Source organism: Microlunatus sp. M237 (genome assembly GCF_056896895.1).
Genome location: NZ_JBXHBL010000001.1, coordinates 581,931 through 600,276 on the forward strand (window position 1 = coordinate 581,931; position 18,346 = coordinate 600,276).

The 18,346-nt window shown below is 69.0% G+C and carries 17 protein-coding genes; 10 read left to right on the forward strand and 7 right to left on the reverse strand.

Annotated elements, in window-relative coordinates; translation table 11 throughout:
• Window positions 1-17 precede the first annotated feature (17 nt).
• The 3 genes from AC1XX3_RS02700 (at window position 18) to tolA (ending at window position 3,886) form a co-directional block, all read left to right on the forward strand.
• Window positions 18-890, forward strand: a complete 873-nt coding sequence (locus AC1XX3_RS02700) for a lipase family alpha/beta hydrolase (RefSeq protein WP_483319534.1) — start codon at window positions 18-20, stop codon at window positions 888-890.
• A gap of 257 nt (window positions 891-1,147) precedes the next feature.
• Entirely contained in the window at window positions 1,148-2,206 is a 1,059-nt protein-coding gene (locus tag AC1XX3_RS02705) for a M23 family metallopeptidase (RefSeq protein ID WP_483319535.1), read from the forward strand.
• Window positions 2,207-2,731: 525 nt separating this feature from the next.
• Window positions 2,732-3,886, forward strand: coding sequence for a cell envelope integrity protein TolA (gene tolA / locus AC1XX3_RS02710; RefSeq protein WP_483319536.1), 1,155 nt, complete (start codon window positions 2,732-2,734; stop codon window positions 3,884-3,886).
• A 75-nt stretch (window positions 3,887-3,961) separates the two neighbouring features.
• Here the strand turns inward: tolA and AC1XX3_RS02715 are convergent, their stop codons facing one another.
• The gene (locus AC1XX3_RS02715; RefSeq protein WP_483319537.1) at window positions 3,962-6,451 is read right to left on the reverse strand and encodes a UvrD-helicase domain-containing protein; all 2,490 of its coding nucleotides are present in this window, start codon (window positions 6,449-6,451) and stop codon (window positions 3,962-3,964) included.
• Between the two features lie 149 nt (window positions 6,452-6,600).
• On the opposite strand from AC1XX3_RS02715, the gene AC1XX3_RS02720 reads away from it, so the two are divergent.
• On the forward strand, window positions 6,601-7,833 hold the full coding sequence (locus AC1XX3_RS02720; RefSeq protein ID WP_483319538.1) for a phospholipase D-like domain-containing protein: 1,233 nt from the start codon (window positions 6,601-6,603) through the stop codon (window positions 7,831-7,833).
• Window positions 7,834-7,860: 27 nt separating this feature from the next.
• Here the strand turns inward: AC1XX3_RS02720 and AC1XX3_RS02725 are convergent, their stop codons facing one another.
• Window positions 7,861-8,751, reverse strand: a complete 891-nt coding sequence (locus tag AC1XX3_RS02725; protein WP_483319539.1) for a sulfite exporter TauE/SafE family protein — start codon at window positions 8,749-8,751, stop codon at window positions 7,861-7,863.
• Between the two features lie 565 nt (window positions 8,752-9,316).
• Between AC1XX3_RS02725 and AC1XX3_RS02730 the strand changes: the two genes are divergently transcribed.
• Window positions 9,317-10,024 carry a GAF and ANTAR domain-containing protein gene (locus AC1XX3_RS02730; RefSeq protein WP_483319540.1) on the forward strand — a complete coding sequence of 236 codons (708 nt, stop codon included), beginning with the start codon at window positions 9,317-9,319 and terminating at the stop codon, window positions 10,022-10,024.
• Between the two features lie 393 nt (window positions 10,025-10,417).
• Window positions 10,418-11,065, forward strand: coding sequence for a GyrI-like domain-containing protein (locus AC1XX3_RS02735; protein ID WP_483319541.1), 648 nt, complete (start codon window positions 10,418-10,420; stop codon window positions 11,063-11,065).
• Here the strand turns inward: AC1XX3_RS02735 and AC1XX3_RS02740 are convergent.
• Entirely contained in the window at window positions 11,011-11,781 is a 771-nt protein-coding gene (locus tag AC1XX3_RS02740) for a MerR family transcriptional regulator (RefSeq protein ID WP_483319542.1), read from the reverse strand. The two genes, AC1XX3_RS02735 and AC1XX3_RS02740, sit on opposite strands and share 55 nt — an antisense overlap.
• Before the next feature lie 58 nt (window positions 11,782-11,839).
• Between AC1XX3_RS02740 and AC1XX3_RS02745 the strand changes: the two genes are divergently transcribed.
• Window positions 11,840-13,039, forward strand: a complete 1,200-nt coding sequence (locus AC1XX3_RS02745) for an erythromycin esterase family protein (protein WP_483319543.1) — start codon at window positions 11,840-11,842, stop codon at window positions 13,037-13,039.
• Window positions 13,040-13,083: 44 nt separating this feature from the next.
• Here the strand turns inward: AC1XX3_RS02745 and AC1XX3_RS02750 are convergent, their stop codons facing one another.
• Window positions 13,084-13,530: an RrF2 family transcriptional regulator gene (locus tag AC1XX3_RS02750; RefSeq protein WP_483319544.1), complete on the reverse strand. Its 447-nt coding sequence runs from the start codon at window positions 13,528-13,530 to the stop codon at window positions 13,084-13,086.
• A gap of 13 nt (window positions 13,531-13,543) precedes the next feature.
• Complete coding sequence (locus AC1XX3_RS02755) at window positions 13,544-13,903, reverse strand: hypothetical protein (RefSeq protein WP_483319545.1); 360 nt, start codon at window positions 13,901-13,903, stop codon at window positions 13,544-13,546.
• A gap of 108 nt (window positions 13,904-14,011) precedes the next feature.
• Here AC1XX3_RS02755 and AC1XX3_RS02760 point away from each other — a divergent pair, with 108 nt between their 5' ends.
• Complete coding sequence (locus AC1XX3_RS02760) at window positions 14,012-14,278, forward strand: GlsB/YeaQ/YmgE family stress response membrane protein (protein ID WP_483319546.1); 267 nt, start codon at window positions 14,012-14,014, stop codon at window positions 14,276-14,278.
• A gap of 90 nt (window positions 14,279-14,368) precedes the next feature.
• On the opposite strand, the gene AC1XX3_RS02765 is transcribed toward AC1XX3_RS02760, so the two are convergent.
• Together AC1XX3_RS02765 and AC1XX3_RS02770 are read right to left on the reverse strand one after the other, a co-directional pair.
• On the reverse strand, window positions 14,369-15,052 hold the full coding sequence (locus AC1XX3_RS02765) for a response regulator (RefSeq protein WP_483319547.1): 684 nt from the start codon (window positions 15,050-15,052) through the stop codon (window positions 14,369-14,371).
• Entirely contained in the window at window positions 15,049-16,524 is a 1,476-nt protein-coding gene (locus AC1XX3_RS02770; RefSeq protein WP_483319548.1) for an ATP-binding protein, read from the reverse strand. Before AC1XX3_RS02770 ends, AC1XX3_RS02765 begins: the two co-directional genes overlap by 4 nt.
• Before the next feature lie 203 nt (window positions 16,525-16,727).
• Here AC1XX3_RS02770 and AC1XX3_RS02775 point away from each other — a divergent pair, with 203 nt between their 5' ends.
• Window positions 16,728-18,128: a PspC domain-containing protein gene (locus tag AC1XX3_RS02775; RefSeq protein WP_483319549.1), complete on the forward strand. Its 1,401-nt coding sequence runs from the start codon at window positions 16,728-16,730 to the stop codon at window positions 18,126-18,128.
• Complete coding sequence (locus AC1XX3_RS02780; RefSeq protein ID WP_483319550.1) at window positions 18,125-18,304, forward strand: hypothetical protein; 180 nt, start codon at window positions 18,125-18,127, stop codon at window positions 18,302-18,304. The genes AC1XX3_RS02775 and AC1XX3_RS02780 overlap by 4 nt, the downstream gene beginning before the upstream one ends.
• Window positions 18,305-18,346 lie beyond the last annotated feature (42 nt).

Here is an 18,346-nt window from a genome sequence, read left to right on the forward strand (position 1 = left end):
GGGAGTACCCTGAGTCCGTGCTGAAGTCGACCCTGGGGGGTCTGCCACGGGTGCGGGTCACCGACGTCCCCCGGATCGCGTCCGGGGTGCTCTTGGAGGCGGGCTGGACCGCAGCGCACCTGCTGCACTATCCCTTCGGCCTCCGCCTTCAGCACCCCTTCGGCGCTCAGCCGAGTGACCCGCCGACCGCGACGTCTGCCGAGGGCGATCTCTCGGTGGAGCAACGCGGCATGGTCCACCACGGCGTGGACGTCGCCGTCACCCCGATCCTGCTGGTGCACGGCATCATCGACAACCACACCGTGTTCGCCCGGATGGATCGTGCGCTGCGCCGCCGGGGCTTCTTCACCGTGGCCCACTTCGACTACGGCCTGCTCACCCGCGACGTCCGCAGCACTGCGACGGCATTGGCCACGGCGGTGGAGCGTCTGGTGGCCAAGACCGGCTACGAGAAGGTGCATCTGGTCGGGCACAGCCTCGGCGGGCTGGTGGCGCGGTACTACGTCCAGCGGATGGGCGGCCATGCCCGGGTCCGTACCCTCGTCACTCTCGGCACCCCCCATGCGGGCACGACCTTGGCCAGGGCAGGCCGGGCGCTGCCGCTGGTCCGGCAGCTGGCGCCCGGCTCTGAGCTGCTGACCGAGCTGGCGGAGCCGGCCCCGGACTGCAGCACGCGCTTCGTCGCCTTCTACAGCGATCTCGACCATCTGATCGTGCCGAGTCGAAGCGGCAGGCTGGAGCATCCCGATCTGCGGGTCCGCAACGTCGAAGTGCACCGGGTGGGGCACATGTCGCTGCCGCACAGCGCCCGGATCGCCTTCGAGGTCGCGGCCGCGCTGCGCGAGCTCGACGACGAGTCGTCGAGCGCCGAGGCCGACGCAGCCGGCTGAAGCGGTTGCTGTGGATACAGACGCCGACCCCGATCTGGGGCAGACTGTTCTTGCTGCCGTCAGGAAGTTTGGCGGTTGGGTTATCTATCCGTTATCTTTCTTCTGCGTCCTTCGCGGGGGAAGTGCGCGGTGGATTACCACCGATGTCTCATCTGGGCGCTCTTCCCCCTCCTGGATGCATCGGGCGAGAGACCGGTTCCGCGCAGGCGGTCCGGACCGACGCCCATCCAGGTCGCCGAAGACGAGGAGCTAGCAACGTGCCACCCCAGTCGCTCCGACGCATGTCCCGTCGGGCGCTGATCGCAGATGTGGAACCGGCTGACCGCCGCGGCTGGTTGTCGCACGGTATCGCCGCGCTGGCCATCTCTGCTCTGGGTATCGCCGTCGCCGGCTCGGTGACTCTCACGACCAATGCGCAGTCGACCTCTGGCGGGGTCGACGCCGCTACCACCTCCGGCGTGGCCGCCGCACCTGCTCAGCCGCGACCGGCAGGACAGCTCGGCGGACTGGGCGTACCCGCGCCGACCACGACCAAGCCCGCGGCCACCGATGGCGCGCTGGCCTCTTTCGCTCGTCGTGACAACGCCGAGACCACCTCGCGATCGATCAGCAGCGCCCAGGTCAGGGAGCGCGCCGCGGCGCGAGCCGAGGATCTGACCAAGACCGCCGAAGAGATCGTCCGCGCCGCCCAGGACAAGAGCAGCGAGAAGCGGACCAAGTCGCTGGAGGCCACCGAGCGCGCCTCGCGCGCCGCGGCCGTCAGGATGGCCGAGCGGCGCAGCCAGGAGGCGGCAGCGGCCCGGGTCCAGGCGCAGAACGCCCGCGAGGCCGTCGAGTCCACCACGACCGCGCCCGGCGTGCCGGCCGAGCCCGACCTCAGCACCATCCCCACCGGCGGCGGCGGGGCCTCCCCCGTTCCCGGTGCGGTCATCGGTGCGCACTTCGGCCAGTACGGCCTGTGGTCGCGTTATCACACCGGCCTCGACTTCCGTGCCGCGTACGGCGTCCCGATCCGCGCGGTCAAGTCCGGCGTCGTGCTGTTCGCCGGCAACTCCGGCGACTGGGCCGGCAACTACATCGCGGTCAAGCACGCCGACGGCATGACGACCATGTCGTCGCACATGTCATCGATGTCGGTCAGTGCCGGCCAGACCGTCCAGGCCGGCCAGGTCATCGGTCACGTGGGCCAGACGGGTCGGGCGTTCGGTGCCCACCTGCACTTCGAGCTGTACCCGGCAGGCGTCAAGTACGGCGACGTCTACCGCGCGGTCAACCCGCAGCCCTGGCTGAGTGCCAGCGGCGTCCAGACCCGCTGAGCAGAACTCGGGTCAGACTCGCTGACCGCCCGCAGGCCGGCAGACCCGCTGACCGCTCGCAGGGCCGGCAAACTCCCCTGAGCGCTCGCAGTGCCGTCAAACTCCCCCGCGCGCTCGCAGTTCCCTCAGACTCGCCGACGCACGCAGTGCCCCCAAGACTCGCTGACCGCTCGGAGCGCCCCCAAGACTCGCTGACCGCTCGGAGCGCCCTCAGGCTCCCTGAGCGCTAGAAGCGCCTTCGGTCCCGCCGCGTGGCGCGCGCTCGACCTCGCCGAACACCGGCAGACCACCGTCCTGTTCAGGCGCCCCAGCGCCGAAGATTCTGCGGTCCAAACCGCCCCGGACCGCAATACCATCAAACCAACTGGTACGCCGATCGTTTTGGTGCCTGTTACCCATCCGTTATGGTTGACAAGAGTCCACCGCCCTAGTAGGCGGGTTTCAATCGGCGGCGTGAAGCGATCCGTGTGAGTTCGGCGATTGAGCAGTGACCACAACCATGTCGTCGTTTGTAGGAGTTTGTCTGTGCCCCGGTTGACGCCTTTGTTCGTCCATGCGCGCCGAAATCTGAAGAACCTCCACCCCAGTCGAAAGGGTCGGCTACAGCACGGCCTTACGGCGCTGTCCGCGTCGGTCCTCGGTCTCGGACTGGCTGGTTCCGTAGCCCTGAGTGGGGCAGCATCCCAGGCCGCCACCGTCCAGACGGTGTCCACGTCGGCCCCGACCGAGGTTGCGCAGTCCTCGCCCTTCCAGAGTCGTGACCAACAGACCAGCCGTTCCGCGGGGCGCCACCCGATGACCCCCGAGGCGATCGCCGCGCTCGCGCGGCAGCGAGCCAACGACTTGTCGGCAGCCGGTCAGGCCAGCGACAAGGAAGCAGTGGCGAAGGCCGCTGCAGCGAGGGCCAAGAAGCTGAGCGCCCAATCGGCCGCCACTGCCCAGAAGGCTCAGCAGTTGCAGAAGGCCAAGGCCGCTGCCGCAGCTAAGGCGAAGGCCGCTGCCGCGGCTAAGGCGAAGGCCGCTGCCGCGGCTAAGGCGAAGGCCGCTGCCGCAGCCAAAGCCAAGGCCGCTGCCGCAGCCAAAGCCAAGGCGGCCGCCGCAGCCAAAGCCAAGGCCGCTGCCGCAGCCAAAGCGAAGGCGGCCGCCGCAGCGAAGGCGAAGGCCGCTGCCGCAGCCAAGGCGAAGGCTGCCGCGAAAGCGAGGGCCAAGGCCAAGGCTGCCGCTCGGGCCAAGGTCGCGAAGAAGCGCGCCAGCGCGGCGTCGCTTCCGCTGCGCCGCGGCTACACCATCTCGGCCAGGTTCGGGCAGGTCGGCTCGTGGTCGCGCTACCACACCGGGATGGACTTCGCCGCCTCGATCGGCACGTCCATCTACGCGCCGACCGCTGGGGTCGTCACCCATGCCGGCGGCGGCGGTGGCGCCAGCGGGTGGGCAGGCAGCTATGTCACCATCCGCCACAACGACGGCAAAAGCACGCTGTACGCCCACATGTCGACCGTCTCGGTGTCGGTGGGTCAGAAGGTCAGCGGCGGGCAGTCACTCGGCAAGGTCGGGATGACCGGACGTACGTTCGGGCCGCACATGCACTTCGAGCTCTATCCGGCCGGAGTCACACCCGGTGACGTCTACCGGGCGACCAACCCCGAGCCATGGCTGAAGAAGCTCGGCGTCCGCCCCTGACGGGAGCCGTCGCCACCGACCCTGACGGTCGCGGGCCCGGGATGCGCTATGCGCCCGGGCCCGTCGTCTCGAAGCTCAGAGCTTCTCCAGCGGTGCGTGCCGGAGCGACAGCCGCTTGAGCCCGGCGGAACCGAAGTCGACGTCGGCCTTCACGTCGTCACCGCTACCGGAGGTGGCCACCACGCTGCCCATCCCGAAGGTGGCGTGCAGCACCCGGTCCCCCGCCACCAGCGACGGGATCTCACGGGCCTTGGGCCGCGCGCCGAAGCCCACAGCGTTGCGCCACGACTGGTTGTCGCGGCCCGAGCTGGACCAGGTGCTGGTCCCCGCACGGCCGGTGGCCGAGGTGTTGCGCCAGGTGGTGGTGGCCGTCTCGAGCCGCCGCCAGTCCACCAACCGGGGCGGGATGTCGGCCAGGAAACGGCTGGGTGGGTTGTGCTGCGGCGCCCCCCAGGCTGCGCGGACCACCGCCCGGGTGAGATAGAGCCGCTGACGGGCGCGGGTCACGCCCACATACGCCAACCGCCGCTCCTCGGCCAGTTCGGTGGCGTCGGCCAAGGCCCGCTGATGCGGGAACACGCCGTCCTCGCACCCGGTCAGGAACACCGTGTCGAACTCCAGTCCCTTGGCGGTGTGCAGTGTCATCAGCGTCACCACTCCCGCATCCTCCCCGTCGGGCGTACTGGGGATCTGGTCGGAGTCGGCGACCAGGGCCACCCGCTCCAAGAAGGCGCCGAGCGAGGCGTCGGGTTCCGGCGCGCCGGCACCGAGGTCCAGCTCCGGGTCCACCGCGGTAGCCGCCGTCGCGGGCGCAACGGTCGGCGACGTGGCGAGAGACAGCTCGAAGGCGGCGAGGTCGGCCTCCCCACCCGGTCCGAGGTCGGGTGCCGCGGTCGCGCCGGTGACGAACTCCCGGGCCACGGCGACCAGCTCGACCAGGTTCTCCATCCGGGTTTCGTCCTGTGGGTCGGTCGAGGCCTGCAGCTCGGCCAGATATCCCGACTCGGTGAGCACACTGGTCAGGATCTGATCGGCCGGAACGCCCTCGGTGACCATCGCCTCATGGGCGTCGAGGAAGTCGGCGAACGCGGCGATCTGCTTGGCCGAGCGGGTGGCCAGCCCTTGAGCTTCATCGGCCCGGCGCAGCGCCTCCGCGAAGCTGATCCGCTCCTTGGCGGCGAGCGCCTCGATGGCCGCTTCGGCGCGGTCCCCGATGCCCCGCTTGGGGACGTTCAGGATCCGCCGGACCGAGACGTCGTCGGTGCGGTTGGCTATCGCTCGCAGGTACGCGATCGCGTCACGCACCTCGCGCCGCTCATAGAAGCGCACCCCGCCGACCACCTTGTACGGCAGTCCGACCCGGATGAAGACCTCCTCGAAGGCACGTGACTGAGCGTTCGTGCGATAGAACACCGCTGCATCGCTGTAGCGCGCACCGTGCTCGTCGTGCAGTCGGTCGATCTCCTCGGCCACGAACTGCGCCTCGTCGTGCTCGGAGTCGGCCACGTATCCGACGATGGGCTCGCCGTCGCCGGAGTCGGACCACAGCCGCTTCTCCGCGCGGCCCTCGTTCTTGGAGATGATCGCGTTGGCCGCGCTCAAGATGGTCTGGGTGGAGCGATAGTTCTGTTCCAGCAGGATCGTCCGGGCGCCGGGGAAATCCAGCGAGAAGTCGAGGATGTTGCGGATCGTCGCGCCGCGGAAGGCGTAGATCGACTGATCGGAGTCACCGACCACCATCAGCTCGGGCGGGTCGACCACTGGACCGTCCCCGGTCGGCTCCGCCCCGCACAGCTCCCTGATCAGTGAGTACTGCGCGTGGTTGGTGTCTTGGTATTCGTCGACCAGGACGTGGCGGAAGCGGCGCCGGTACTGCTCGCGCAGGTCCGGGAACGCCTGCAGCAGGTGCACCGTGGTCATGATCAGGTCGTCGAAGTCCAGGGCATTCGCGGCCACCAGCCGGCGCTGGTATTCCCGGTACACCTCGAGCCTGGTCTCGTCGTCGGTGGTGTTGACCTTGTCGGCGGCCGACTCATGGTCGACCAGCTCGTTCTTGAGGTTGGACACCCAGTTCATCAGCGACCGTACCGGGAACCGCTTGGCGTCGAGGTCGAGGTCGCGGGCCACCAGCTGCATCAGGCGCTTCTGGTCGGCGTCGTCGTAGATGGAGAACGTTCGCGAGATGCCGAAGCGGCCGATCTCGGCCCGCAGGATCCGCACACAGGCGGAATGGAAGGTGGAGACCCACATCAGCTTGGCACGGTTGCCGACCAGGTCGATCACCCGGCTGCGCATCTCCGCCGCTGCCTTGTTGGTGAACGTGATGGCCAGGATGGACCCAGGGTGCACGTTGCGTTCCGCCACCAGGTAGGCGATCCGCCGGGTCAGGACGCGGGTCTTGCCCGAACCTGCACCGGCGACCACCAGGACCGGGGCACCGGCGTGCAGCACGGCCTCACGCTGTGGTGGGTTCAGCCCTTCGAGCAGCTTCGCGGCGTCGAGACCGCCACCTCGACGTGAGCGTGGACGCGGCGTGGATGCCTGCGGGAAAAGGTCCTCGGGCATCCCTGGGGTCCTCGCTGAGGGTGGGGGTTCGGGCAGGATGGTCATAGCGTTTCAACCCTAGACGCCCGCGGCGACAGCCGCCGAGCCGACACCCAGGCCGTCGGATGGACAGTCCGGCCCAACGACCCGGCTGCGCGTAGATTTGACCCATGAGGCTGCGCCACGTTCCGCTCCGCAAGATCGTCCGGCGCACTCTCTTGGGCGCGGTCGGCGTGCAGGCTGCGACCATCGCCACGCTGTTGGTGGTCGACAGCCGACGCAAGCGGAAGCGGGCGCCTGCTGTTTTTCCCCGGGTGCCCCCACGTTCGGTCACGACCGGCAGCTCCGAGGTCACCGTCTACACCTACGGTGAGGACCTGTACGCCGACATGCTCGGTGCGATCCGCCAGGCCAAGCGTCAGGTGTTCTTCGAGACCTACATCTGGAAGTCGGATGCGGTGGGCCAGGCGTTCAAGGATGCCCTGATCGACGCCGCCGAGCGTGGCGTGAAGGTGTACGTGGTGTTCGACGAGTTCGCCAACTTGGTGGTGCCACGACGGTTCTTCCGCTTCCCGCCCTCGATCGAGGTCCGCCGCCACCCGCTGCTGGTCCGCGGTCTGCGGATCCCGCGCAACACCGGCCGCGACCACCGCAAGATTCTGGTGGTGGACGACGACGCCGCCTTCCTCGGTGGTTACAACATCGGGTCGCTGTATGCCACCGACTGGCGCGATACCCATGCCCGGCTCACCGGCGACATCGTCTGGGATGTACAGAATGCGTTCGTCGACTACTGGAACCTCTTCCCCGGCCGTCAGCGTCGGCCGCTGCCCGACACCGGCGGCGTGCACTGGCAGCCCACCATCCGGATCCACCGCAACATCCCGCGCAATCTGGTCTTCCCGATCCGGGGGATGTATCTGGAAGCCATCGACCGTGCCTCCGACCACATCTATCTGACGCACGCGTACCTGATCCCCGACGAGGACATGCTCTCCGGCCTGATCCGGGCGGCCAAGCGTGGCGTGGACGTACGCATCATCGTCCCGGCCGAGTCCAACCACATCGTGGCCGACTGGCTGTCCCGCGGCTACTACGGCCAGCTGCTGCGCGGCGGGGTACGCCTGTTCCTCTACCAGGGGGCCATGGTGCACGCGAAGACCGCCACCGTGGACGGGCAGTGGTCCACGATCGGCACCGCCAACATCGACCGGCTCAGCCTCAGCGGCAACTACGAGATCAACATGGAGGTGTTCGACCCGGACGTGGCCCGCCAGATGGAGGAGATCTTCGCCATCGACACCTCGAACACCGTGGAGCTGACCTCGCAGGAGTGGCACCGTCGGCACGCGATGGTGAAGTTCTCCGAGACGGTGCTCACTCCCCTGCGCCCCTTGTTGTAGCGCGGCGCCGACGCCGGGGGCTCCGGTTCAGACGGGAAGCGACTCCGGCTCGTCCGCGGCGGCGCTCTTGGCGTTGCGGTTCCGAACGGCGGCGAGATAGAGGCCGGCGATGGTGACCAGCAGGATCGCGCCATAGACCACGAACCGGATCGGGTCGGCCACGTCGTAGCCCTTGAGCAGCGTGCGGGCGTTAGTCACCAAGATGATGCCTCCGACGGCGACCCCGAGCAGGTGGGCCGGGGCGACCTTGACCAGATACGCCGCCAGCGGCGCCGCGATCAGACCGCCGACGAGCAGGGCCAGTGCGAAGCTCCAGTTGATCCCGGCCGCACCGAGCCCGACCAGGAAGCCGATGCTCGCCGCCGCGCTGACGGCGAACTCACTGGTGTCGACCGAGCCGATCACCTTGCGCGGCTCGAGCCGACCGTCGGCGAGCAGGGCCGGTGTGGCGACCGGTCCCCAGCCGCCACCGCCGCTGGCGTCGATGAAGCCGGCGAACAGCCCCAGTGGGGCCAAGAACTTGACGGTGAGCTGCTTGCGCAGGCTCGGCTTGATGCCGAGGATGAATCGAACCAGGATGTAGAGACCCAGCAGCACCAAGATGCCCGACATCAGCGGAGCGGCGGCTTCGGTCGACAGGCTGGACAAGACTGTCGCGCCGAGGAAGGCCCCGACCGCACCGGGCCCGGCGATCCGTCCGACCACGCGCCAGTCCACGTTGTTCAGCTTCCAGTGCGAGACGCCGGAGGCGAGGTTGGTGCCGATCTCGGAGAAGTGCACCGACGCCGACGCCGCCGCCGGAGTGAGGCCCGCCAGCACCAGCAGGGTCGTCGACGTAACGCCGTACCCCATTCCCAGGCTGCCGTCGACGAGCTGCGCCGCCAAGCCCACTAGGGCGAGGATGATCAGTTTCTTCACGGGATGCCACCTCTGGTTTGCCTACCGACTTGGTAGGAATTGTGGTCAACCCTAACCAGGAGTGGCGGGCCCTCCGAGGGCTTGTCTCACTTTACGGACCCTCGTCTCATAATTCGGAACAGCGCTGAGGTCTGCCCGGCCGACGCGTCAAGTCGGGACAATCGTCACGGACGGGGATTGATCCGCCGCCACGGTTTCGAGTCTCGACGTGCGCCCATCCCCGCAGCGCAACGCCGGCACACCTCGGTCACCTCGTCCGCGTGCCGGCCGGTGGCAGGCTGGACATCGGCCCACGCCGTCCCCGGAAACTTCGTCAGCTGGGACTTGCTCAGGGCCAGCCCGCACACTGTCTGGTTCGTTCCCGGGCGCCAGGCGTGAACGACGCCGGCGGGCCGGCGGACGTTGTCGGGGTCCTTCCAGGTGCCTGTGGCCGCTACCGATGACATCGATCACCCTCCCAGACGTGACGGCCGTTCCACCCTATCCGCGCGCCTGCGCGCAGGGTGCGGACCGCCCGATCGGGCCCCGGTCGGCCCGCCGAACCTCTAGTAAGGTGTGCTCTGTGGTGGATAAAGAGCCGCCAGCGGATCGGTTCGCAGCGATCGCGCGAGAGATGCGCGCGGAGGCGGATGAGGGCTCGACGCTGGACCGTGCGGTCAAGGTCGCGACTGAGCTGATCGACACCTGTGACTGGGCCGGGGTGACGCTGGTCTTGGGCACGGGCCGACGGCTGGAGACGCCATCGGCAACTGATGAGCTGGCAGTTCGCGCCGACCAGCTGCAGCAGGAGCTCGGCGAAGGCCCGGGCGTCAACACCCTCGCCCGGTACGACACAGTGTCCAGCCCGGACCTGCTCCTCGACCAGCGGTGGCCGCGGTGGGCGGCGCGGGCTGTCGACGAGCTGGGCGTACGGAGCCTGCTGTGCTTCCAGCTGTTCACGACCGACGAGGCGTATGGGGCGCTGAACCTCTATTCCCGCAGAACCGACGCGTTCACCGTGCAGGATCACGCCGTCGGCCTGGCGTTGGCCGCGCATGTCGCCGTCGCGCTTGGCGCGGCCCGGGATATCGGCCATCGCGACATCGCCATCGGGCGTCGCACGCTCATCGGGCAGGCCGAAGGCATTGTGATGGAACGGTTCCAACTGAGCGCGACACAGGCGTTCGCCTTTCTGCGGCGGGTGTCGCAGGCCGAGAACCGCAAGCTGTACGACATCGCCCGCGACATCGTCGACACGCGCCGCACCCCCACCGCGACCTCCGCCCCAGACTGACGGCGACCGGACCGCTCAGCCGAGCGGTCCGGCGACCAGAAGAACGCAGGCCTGGCGCTGACTGTTTAACACCGGCCTGCGCCTCCGGCTGGCCCGGCGCCGTACTCATTGCCGGGCCGCCACCTCCTGACTACCCGCAGGCGCGAACCTGACGCAGGTCGGTCTCATTCTGGGAGCAATCCACGCGGATCAGCGGCTGGGAGTCGTCTGATCGCGGGGCGCGACGGGCGCGGCCTCCGACCACGGAGATGGAGTCAGTCGATCTTGTTTTGGTCCGGCGACGTCGGGGCATTTGACCCTCGGGCGAGCGCCGGCATTGTCCACGTCGGTGCCTGCTATGCCCAGGAGGTGGTGCACCCCCTCCTGGGTCCCCCGAGCACCGACAATGAGGCGATGACGAAGACCGACTTGAAGAAGGAGATCTCGACCTACGCGGCACGCCGGGGGTTCGAGATCGTCACCGTGCCGGCGATGCAGTTCTTGATGGTCGACGGCCACGGCGACCCGAACACCTCCCAGGCCTATGCCGAGGCGTTGAGGACCATCTATCCCGTCGCCTATTCGCTGAAGTTCGCCAGCAAGTCCACCCTCGGCCGCGACTACACGGTGATGCCCCTGGAAGCTCTCTGGTGGTCCGACGACCTGACCGCCTTCACGACCGCCCGGGACAAGTCGCGCTGGGACTGGACGCTGATGAACATGGTGCCGGAGTGGCTCACCGCCGACGACCTCGACGCGGCCCGGCTGGCGGTCGCGCGGAAGGGCGGCGCGCCCGCGCTGGACGCTCTGCGCCTCGAATCCTTCGATGAAGGGCTGGTCGTGCAGACGCTGCACGTCGGTTCGTACGACGACGAAGCCCCGGTGCTGGACGCGATGCACCACGACTTCATCCCGGCGCAGTCGCTGCGGATGACCGGCAAGCACCATGAGATCTATCTCAACGACGCTCGCCGGACACCGCCAGAGAAGCTGAGAACGATCTTGCGTCAGCCAGTGCTGCGTTCCGCCTCCCGTGACGATTCCGAGCCTGCCTCGCGGTGACCTCGGGCACCTTCCAAGTTCAGATACGCATCCAGGGCCGCCGCGCCGCCGAGCATGGCCCGCCTCCTGGCCGACAGGCGGGCGCGCCAGTCCCGGAGCAGAGATTCCAGCGGCGCAAGGCCCCCGGCTGATCGGACCTGCGCGATCACCGGCACGATCTGCGCCAACAGGTAGCCGCCGCGTCTGAGCTGGTGCACCAGGTGGGCATCGCGAACGTCAGCCGCGGTGTACACCCGGTATCCCGTCTGCGGGTGCCGGCGCGGTCGAAGCAGGCCGGCGCGTTCCCACGTACGCAACGTGGCCGGGCGAAGCCCGAGCCGGTCCGCCAGCAACCCGATGAAGACGTCACCTCGGTCGGTCTGCTCCGGTTCGAGGTCACCGACAGCAACTTCGACTGCCTGCAGGGTGCGACGGTCCTCGACGAGCTCGAGGTGACTCGCATCGATCAGCTGCAGCGCATCGTCGGTGGCGCCCCGGTGGACCGCCTGCAGGATCGACCTGGATGTCTGGTGTCCGTGCCCGGGCACCAGGGCGAGGAAGGCGCGGAGCGCATACCCGTGCGCCACCGTATAGACCCGGTAGCCCTGGGCCGTACGCTCGGCCGGCGGCAGGATACCGGCGGCCTCATAGTTCCTGACCGCTTGGGTGGACAGGTGGTGCGGACGGGCCAGATCGACCGGCCGGAGCCTTCCCCCCGTTTGAGGCTTATGAACCATCGCGCCTCCAACTCTTCGCAGAAGCTTCAACCGGAGCTTCAAAGATAGCGTTGAGGGTATGACTGACCCACTCGCCACCATCCCCCAGCTGGTCGACGCCGACACCGTGATGGGGCTGCTGGTCGACCGCCCCCGCCTGCTGGCGCTGGGCGAGCCCACTCACGGCGAGGACGTGCTGCTCCGGCTGCGCAACGACCTCTTCTTCGAACTCGTCGAGCAGCATGGCTATCGAAGGATCGCCCTCGAGAGCGACTGCCTGGGTGGTCTGATCGTGGAGGAGTACGTCACCTCCGGTATCGGCTCCCTGGAGGAGGTGATGGAGCGCGGCTTCAGCCACGAGTGGGGCGCCTTCGCGGGCAACCGGGAGCTGGTGCGCTGGATGCGGGCGTACAACGAGGGCCGCTCCGGGACCGAACAGGTGCACTTCGCCGGCTTCGACGGGCCGCTGGAGATCCACGCAGCGGCGAGCCCTCGGCAGTGCGTCACCGCGCTCCACCACTACCTCGCCGCCCGGGTGCCGGCCGAGCTGCTGCCGTGCACCGACCAGGCACTCGATCGTCTGATCGGCGACGACGCGCAGTGGACGAATCCCGCCGCCATGAGAGAGCCGGCCGAGTCCGTGGGACAGACGTCCCACGCCCGGGCGCTGCGGCTGATCACCGGTGATCTGATCGCCCTGCTCGACATGCAGGCCCCACAGCTGGTCGCGGAGTCGTCGCGGGATGAGTGGGACCGCGCCCGCCTGTACGCGCGGACCGCTAGCGGGCTGCTGCGCTACCACTCGGCGATGGCCGACCGCACACCGAGCCGGATGGCTCAGCTGCTGGGCGTGCGGGACTCGATGATGGCCGCCAACCTGCTCGCCCTCGCCGAGCAGGGCCCCACTCTGGTCAACGCCCACAACAGCCACCTGCAGCGGGACCGGAGCTCGATGCGGATGGGCGAGGCGCCCGTCCAGTGGTGGAGCGCGGGCGCGATCGCCGCCGTCCAGCTGGGCCGGGACTATGCGTTCCTGGCCACAGCCCTGGGAACGATCCGGGACCGCGGCGTGGACGCGCCCCCTCCGGACACCGTCGAGGGAATGCTCTACGCGGCGGTGGCGCAGCCGTGCCTGCTCGACGCCCGCCGGCTGGCTGAGGCGCTCGCCGACGTTGGGCCCACAGCGCGCGTCTCCCCCTGGTACGGCTACGCGCCGCTGGACCCGGCCCAACTGCTCAGCATCGACGCTGTCCTGTTCGTGCCGGACGCCGGCCGGTGATCCGCCGGCCGCAGATCTGCTGCCCGGCCAGCCGGCGGCAGGGCTCAGCTCCAGGCCGACGGGTTCGCCACCAAGGTGACCACGCTCTGCGGCATCTGGCCTGAGGCGACGTGCGCCAGGGTGACCGACTCAAGGATCGCCCGCTCCGAAGCTCGCAGGGCGATCCAGACCTGTTGCAGCGGGGCCGCGGCGCCGACATATTCGAGGTGCTCGGGTCGGCTGCCGCGGACGTTCGCCAGCTCACCGTCCAGCGCCCGGATCACGTCGGCGATGCTGATCTCCGCCGCGGGACGCGCCAACCTGTATCCACCATCCGGGCCACGCTGGCTGCGCAGCAGCCCACCACGGCGCAGCTCCCCGAGAATGCTCTCGAGATACTTGTTGGGGATCTGCTGGGCCGCCGACAGCTGGTCCACCGTGCGCGGGGCATTCACCGCGGCCAGCTCCGACACGGCGCGGAGGGCGTAGTCGACCCGCGCGGACAGTCTCATCGTGTCCTCGACCTTACTGCCACAGCACGGCCAGTGCGGCATTGCCGAGCGTCAGGACGGCCATGATCGCCCACAGGCCCTTGGGGATGGATTCAAACTTGCGGTTCTTCGCCACCAACAGCACGAGCAGCGCCGTCACCACGAGCTTCACCCCGAGCTTGACGTGGTTGAGCTCACCCTCGACGGTGGGGTCCCAGCCGAGCTCGAGGAACACCACCAGTCCCAGGCCGCTGACCAGCTGGGTCCAGGCTCCGTACAGCATGGTCGCGTTCACCTCCGGATGAGGGGACCGGGCCTGGACCAACAGACCACCGAACAGCGCCGCAAAACCGACCAGGTGGATCAGCACCAGCAACTGGTGGACGAAGGGCATGGCGGCAGCCTAGTGGAACCCTGACCTGACCCCCAGAACCGCGACACGCGACCCGCTATCACGCTCAGGTGGTCAGCCGAGCCGCATTTACACTGTAAGTTGAACGCTATGGGAACAATTATCGGATACATCGTCATCGGCCTGATCGCAGGAGCGATCGCCAAGGCCCTCCTGCCGGGCAAGCAAGGCGGCGGCTGGGTGGCCACCATCATCCTCGGGATCGTCGGAGCCCTCCTCGGTGGGTTCCTGGGTGGCCTGCTGCTCGATGTCAGCTACGACGACATCTTCAGCTTCAAGGGCCTCATCACCGCGGTTATCGGCAGCCTCATCGTGCTGCTGATCTGGGGCTTCATCCGCAAGCGCTCCAACGCCTGACCTGCAACTTTGAGATCCCGGCTCACCATACGGTGGGCCGGGATCTCTGCGTTCGGGTCCGTTTCTCGGTGACCCGCCCGCCGGGACGGCTCAGACCAGCCGGCGGTCGGTGGCCCAGCGGGTGAGCTGGTGGCGGTTGGACAGCTGCAGCTTGCGGAGCACGCTGCTGACGTGGGTCTCCACGGTCTTCACCGAGATGAACAGCTCCTTGGCCACTTCCTTGTACGCATATCCCCGCGCAATCAGCCGGAGCACCTCGCGCTCGCGCTGGGACAGCCGGTCCAGATCCTCGTCCACGCTGGCCACGTCGATCGCACCGGAGAAGGCGTCCAGCACGAACCCCGCCAGCCGTGGGGAGAAGACAGCGTCCCCCTCGGCGACCCGGCGGATCGCGTCGATCAGCTCGGCCCCGTTGATGGACTTGGTCACATAGCCACGTGCGCCGGCGCGGATCACCCCGATGACATCCTCGGCCGCGTCCGACACCGACAGGGCGAGGAACTTCTGCTCGGGGTTACGTTCGAGCACCCGACGCAACACCTCCACCCCGCCACCACGGGGCAGGTGGACGTCGAGCAGCACCACGTCGGGACGGGTCGCCAACACCACCTTGATCGCCGTGTCGGCGTCGGCCGCTTCGCCGACCACCTGCACCGCGGTGCCGATCTCGGCCTTGACCCCGGTACGGAACATGGCGTGGTCGTCGACCACAACCACCCGCCGCTGAGCGGTCGGCTCGGTAGGAACGGGTGGGGCCAGGTTCGGTTCGCTCATCGTTTGATCTCCAGTCGTACTTCGGTGCCGTCGTTGGGGGTGGAACGTATCTGGGCGGTGCCGCCGTGCCGCTCCATCCTGTCGATGATGCTGCCCTTGACGCCCATCCGGTCCTGGGCCACGGCCGCCACATCGAAACCACGACCGCGGTCGCGGACGAACACCTCGACCGTGTCGTCGGTGACCTCGGCGTAGACGTCGATCTTGTCGGCGCCGGAGTGCTTCGCGGCGTTCACCATCGCCTCTCGAGCGGCGCGGACGAGGGCATGGACGGAGTCGGAGGGGTCACAGTCGCCCACCACCACCAGCTCAACCGGTACGGCGCGCTCGTCCTCGACCTCCGCTGCCGCTTCCGACAGCGCGGCTTTGAGGGAGGTGTCGGCCAGCTCGTCGCCGTAGAGCCAGCCCCGCAGCTCACGCTCCTGCCGCCGGGCCAGCTGCTGGACGATCTTCGGGTCGTCGGCTTGGCGTTGGATCAGCGCCAGCGTCTGCAGCACGGAGTCGTGCAGGTGGGCGGCCATGTCGGCGCGGGCGTCGGCACGTACCTTCTCGGCCCTGGCCTCGTTCAGTGCCGAGCGCGACCGGTGCAGCCAAGGGGCCATCACGATCGCCATCCCGGCCAACGCCATGGTGGTCATGGCGAGCACCTCGGGCAGCTGCTCCAGCTTTCCCTGCTGAGCGATCACCAGACCGAACGCAGCACCGACGAAGCCCAAGCCCAAGATGACCCGGATGATCGCCGGCCAACCTCCTCGGGCCACGAACGGCGCCAGCCAGACCCGCCCACCGGCTTCGGCCCGCCACTGCTTCTGGCGCGCGGAGTCGGCCTGCCGCCAGACCAGCGCAGCACCGGCACAGGCGAAGGCGACCGGCCAGAACAGCTGCTGGCTGATGCCAAGGCCGCTCGTCTGCACGATCCACAGCAGCCCGGTGGCCAGCGCCACCAGGGCGATCAGCATGCCCCAGTCGACGCGCCGGCGCGGCTTGCTCGAATCGCGCATCCCCGCGCGCGCTGCGGACTCCAGCCCGGGCGCCTTGGTCGGCCGCTCGGGGGGCAGCAGCAACCACAGCGCGCCATAGGCGATGACACCGATGAACTGGAAGATCAGTAGGGCGACGAAGCCGACCCGAATCACCATCACCGGACAGTTCAGGTGTCGCGCCAGCCCGGTGCAGACGCCGCCGAGCAAGGCGCCTTCGGACACCCGCGTCGCGCGGGGGCGATCCTCGGTGGCCGGATCGACCACACCCGCCTTGTCGTACGCCGCGGCGGGTGGGGCCTGGCTGGTCGCTGACCGGCCGGGAGTGATGCCCGAGTCGCTCACCGCGGGCGCGGGAACAGCTGAGCCGGTCTGTACGGGGTCAGTCTGCACAGGGTCAGTCTGCAGAGGGGCGTCGGACACCTCGGACAGCGCGATCGACGTACCCGTCTTCGCGGGCGCCCGTCGAGGGCCGGACTCGGTCGTAGCCATGGTGCATCCAGGGTTGCACGAACCAAGGCGCCGTTCCACAGGGTCGTCCCCGACACCACCCCGAACTACTCTGAGGCCCGCCTCGCTCGTGGCGCCCCGACTCACTCTCGGACAACCGGCCCGGATCCTGCCGGGAGGGATCGGCGGGACATCTCGGGGTGGTCCCTGATGGTGCGAGCCGACGAAGTCGACAAGATGGGCAGGTGACTTCGATCTGGCAGATGCGGCGCAGCGCGACCGACGGCAGGATCACCGGTCTCTGTGCGGGCGCCGCCCGGCACTGGGGCGTCGACCCGGTGCTGGTCCGGGTGGCGTGCGCGGTGCTCGCCCTCAGTGGCGGTATCGGCCTGGTGCTCTACGTCGCCGGCTGGCTGCTGATCCCGGTCGAGGGAAAGACCACTGCACCCATCGACGACCTGCTCGGTCCCCAGGCCCGCCGGTGGCCCAAGGAGCTGTGGCTGGTGGTGGTCGCCGTCGCGTGCGTGGTCGCCTTCACCGTGCTGGGCGCCATCACCCCGTTCGGTTTCGGCCCCGCCCTCATCCTCGCGGCCATCTGGTATTTCGGCTTCTACAAGACCAAGCAGCCCTCGGCCCCCGCCGATCCTCCCGCGCCTGGCCTCACCTCGCCCGCTCAGCAGGCGCCGTTCGCCGGCTATCCCGGTCCAGCCACCCCCTTCACCGAAGCTGCGTACGCCTGGCAGCGCCGGGTGTACGACTACCATGCCCGCACGACCGGCCAACCATCGGCTGCGCCGATGCCACCCCCGTGGTTGCCTCAGGCCCCGAACGCGACAGCGCCCTTCCCGACGTATCCCTCGCAGCCGGCGTGGTCCGACCCCCGCCACAGCCCGCAGGATCCGCCGCCGCGGATCGACGCGGTCGCCCCGCCGTCGGTCGACCCAGTCCGGCAGTCGTTCCTGGCCACTCCCGACCCGGTCGGGCTCTACACCGATCCGGAACCGGTCGCCGCCACTGCGATCGTCCCGCGCTCACGGCGCAAGGCCGCCCGCCGCCTGCGGCTGGTGACCCTGGTGGTGGGAGGGCTGGTGCTCACCGTCCTGGGTGCGCTCGACTCGATGGGGCTGGCGACCATCCCGCTGACCGCCTACTTCGCCGCCGCGCTGCTGGTGGTCGGGCTCAGCCTGGTCGCGGCCACCTGGCTGGGGCGCGCCCGCGGCCTGCTGCCCGTCGGCTTGCTGCTGCTCGTGACCACGCTCGGCGTCGCCGCCAGCGGTCCGGTCGCCGACGTACGCCACTGGGGCACCGAGCAGCACTCCTTCACCGAGGTGTCGCAGCTGCCGACGGCCGGCCTCACCCGGGAGGCCGGAGCCATGACGGTGGACCTCAGCCACCTCAGCGTCGACCGGGATGCGACCTTGACCGCGCAGGTCGAGCTGGGCCGGCTCGAGGTCCGGGTCCCCGCCGACGCCGAGGTCCGGGTGAACTGGCGGGTCGAGGCCGGTGTGTTCTCCGCCTACGGGGACCAGGCGCAGGTCGGCAACGACCTGACGGGCGTGGTCCAGCCGCAGGACCAGACCCCCGGCCGACCGACGCTGACCCTGGACCTCGAGGTCGGCCAGGGCGAGCTGCGGGTGGTCCGATGAGACACGTCGACGTGGTCGCCCTGATCACCGGCCTGCTGCTCACTGCGGTCGCCGCCGGCTCGCTGTGGTGGTCCTTCACCGGATCCCTGAACTGGGGCCTGATCCGGGTGGTCGCACCGATGGCCCTCGTGGTCGTCGGTGTCCTCGGCCTCGCCCTGTCCCGCAACCGGGAGTGAGACCACAACTCCTTCACCTCGTTCATCCTCTCGACCCAGACC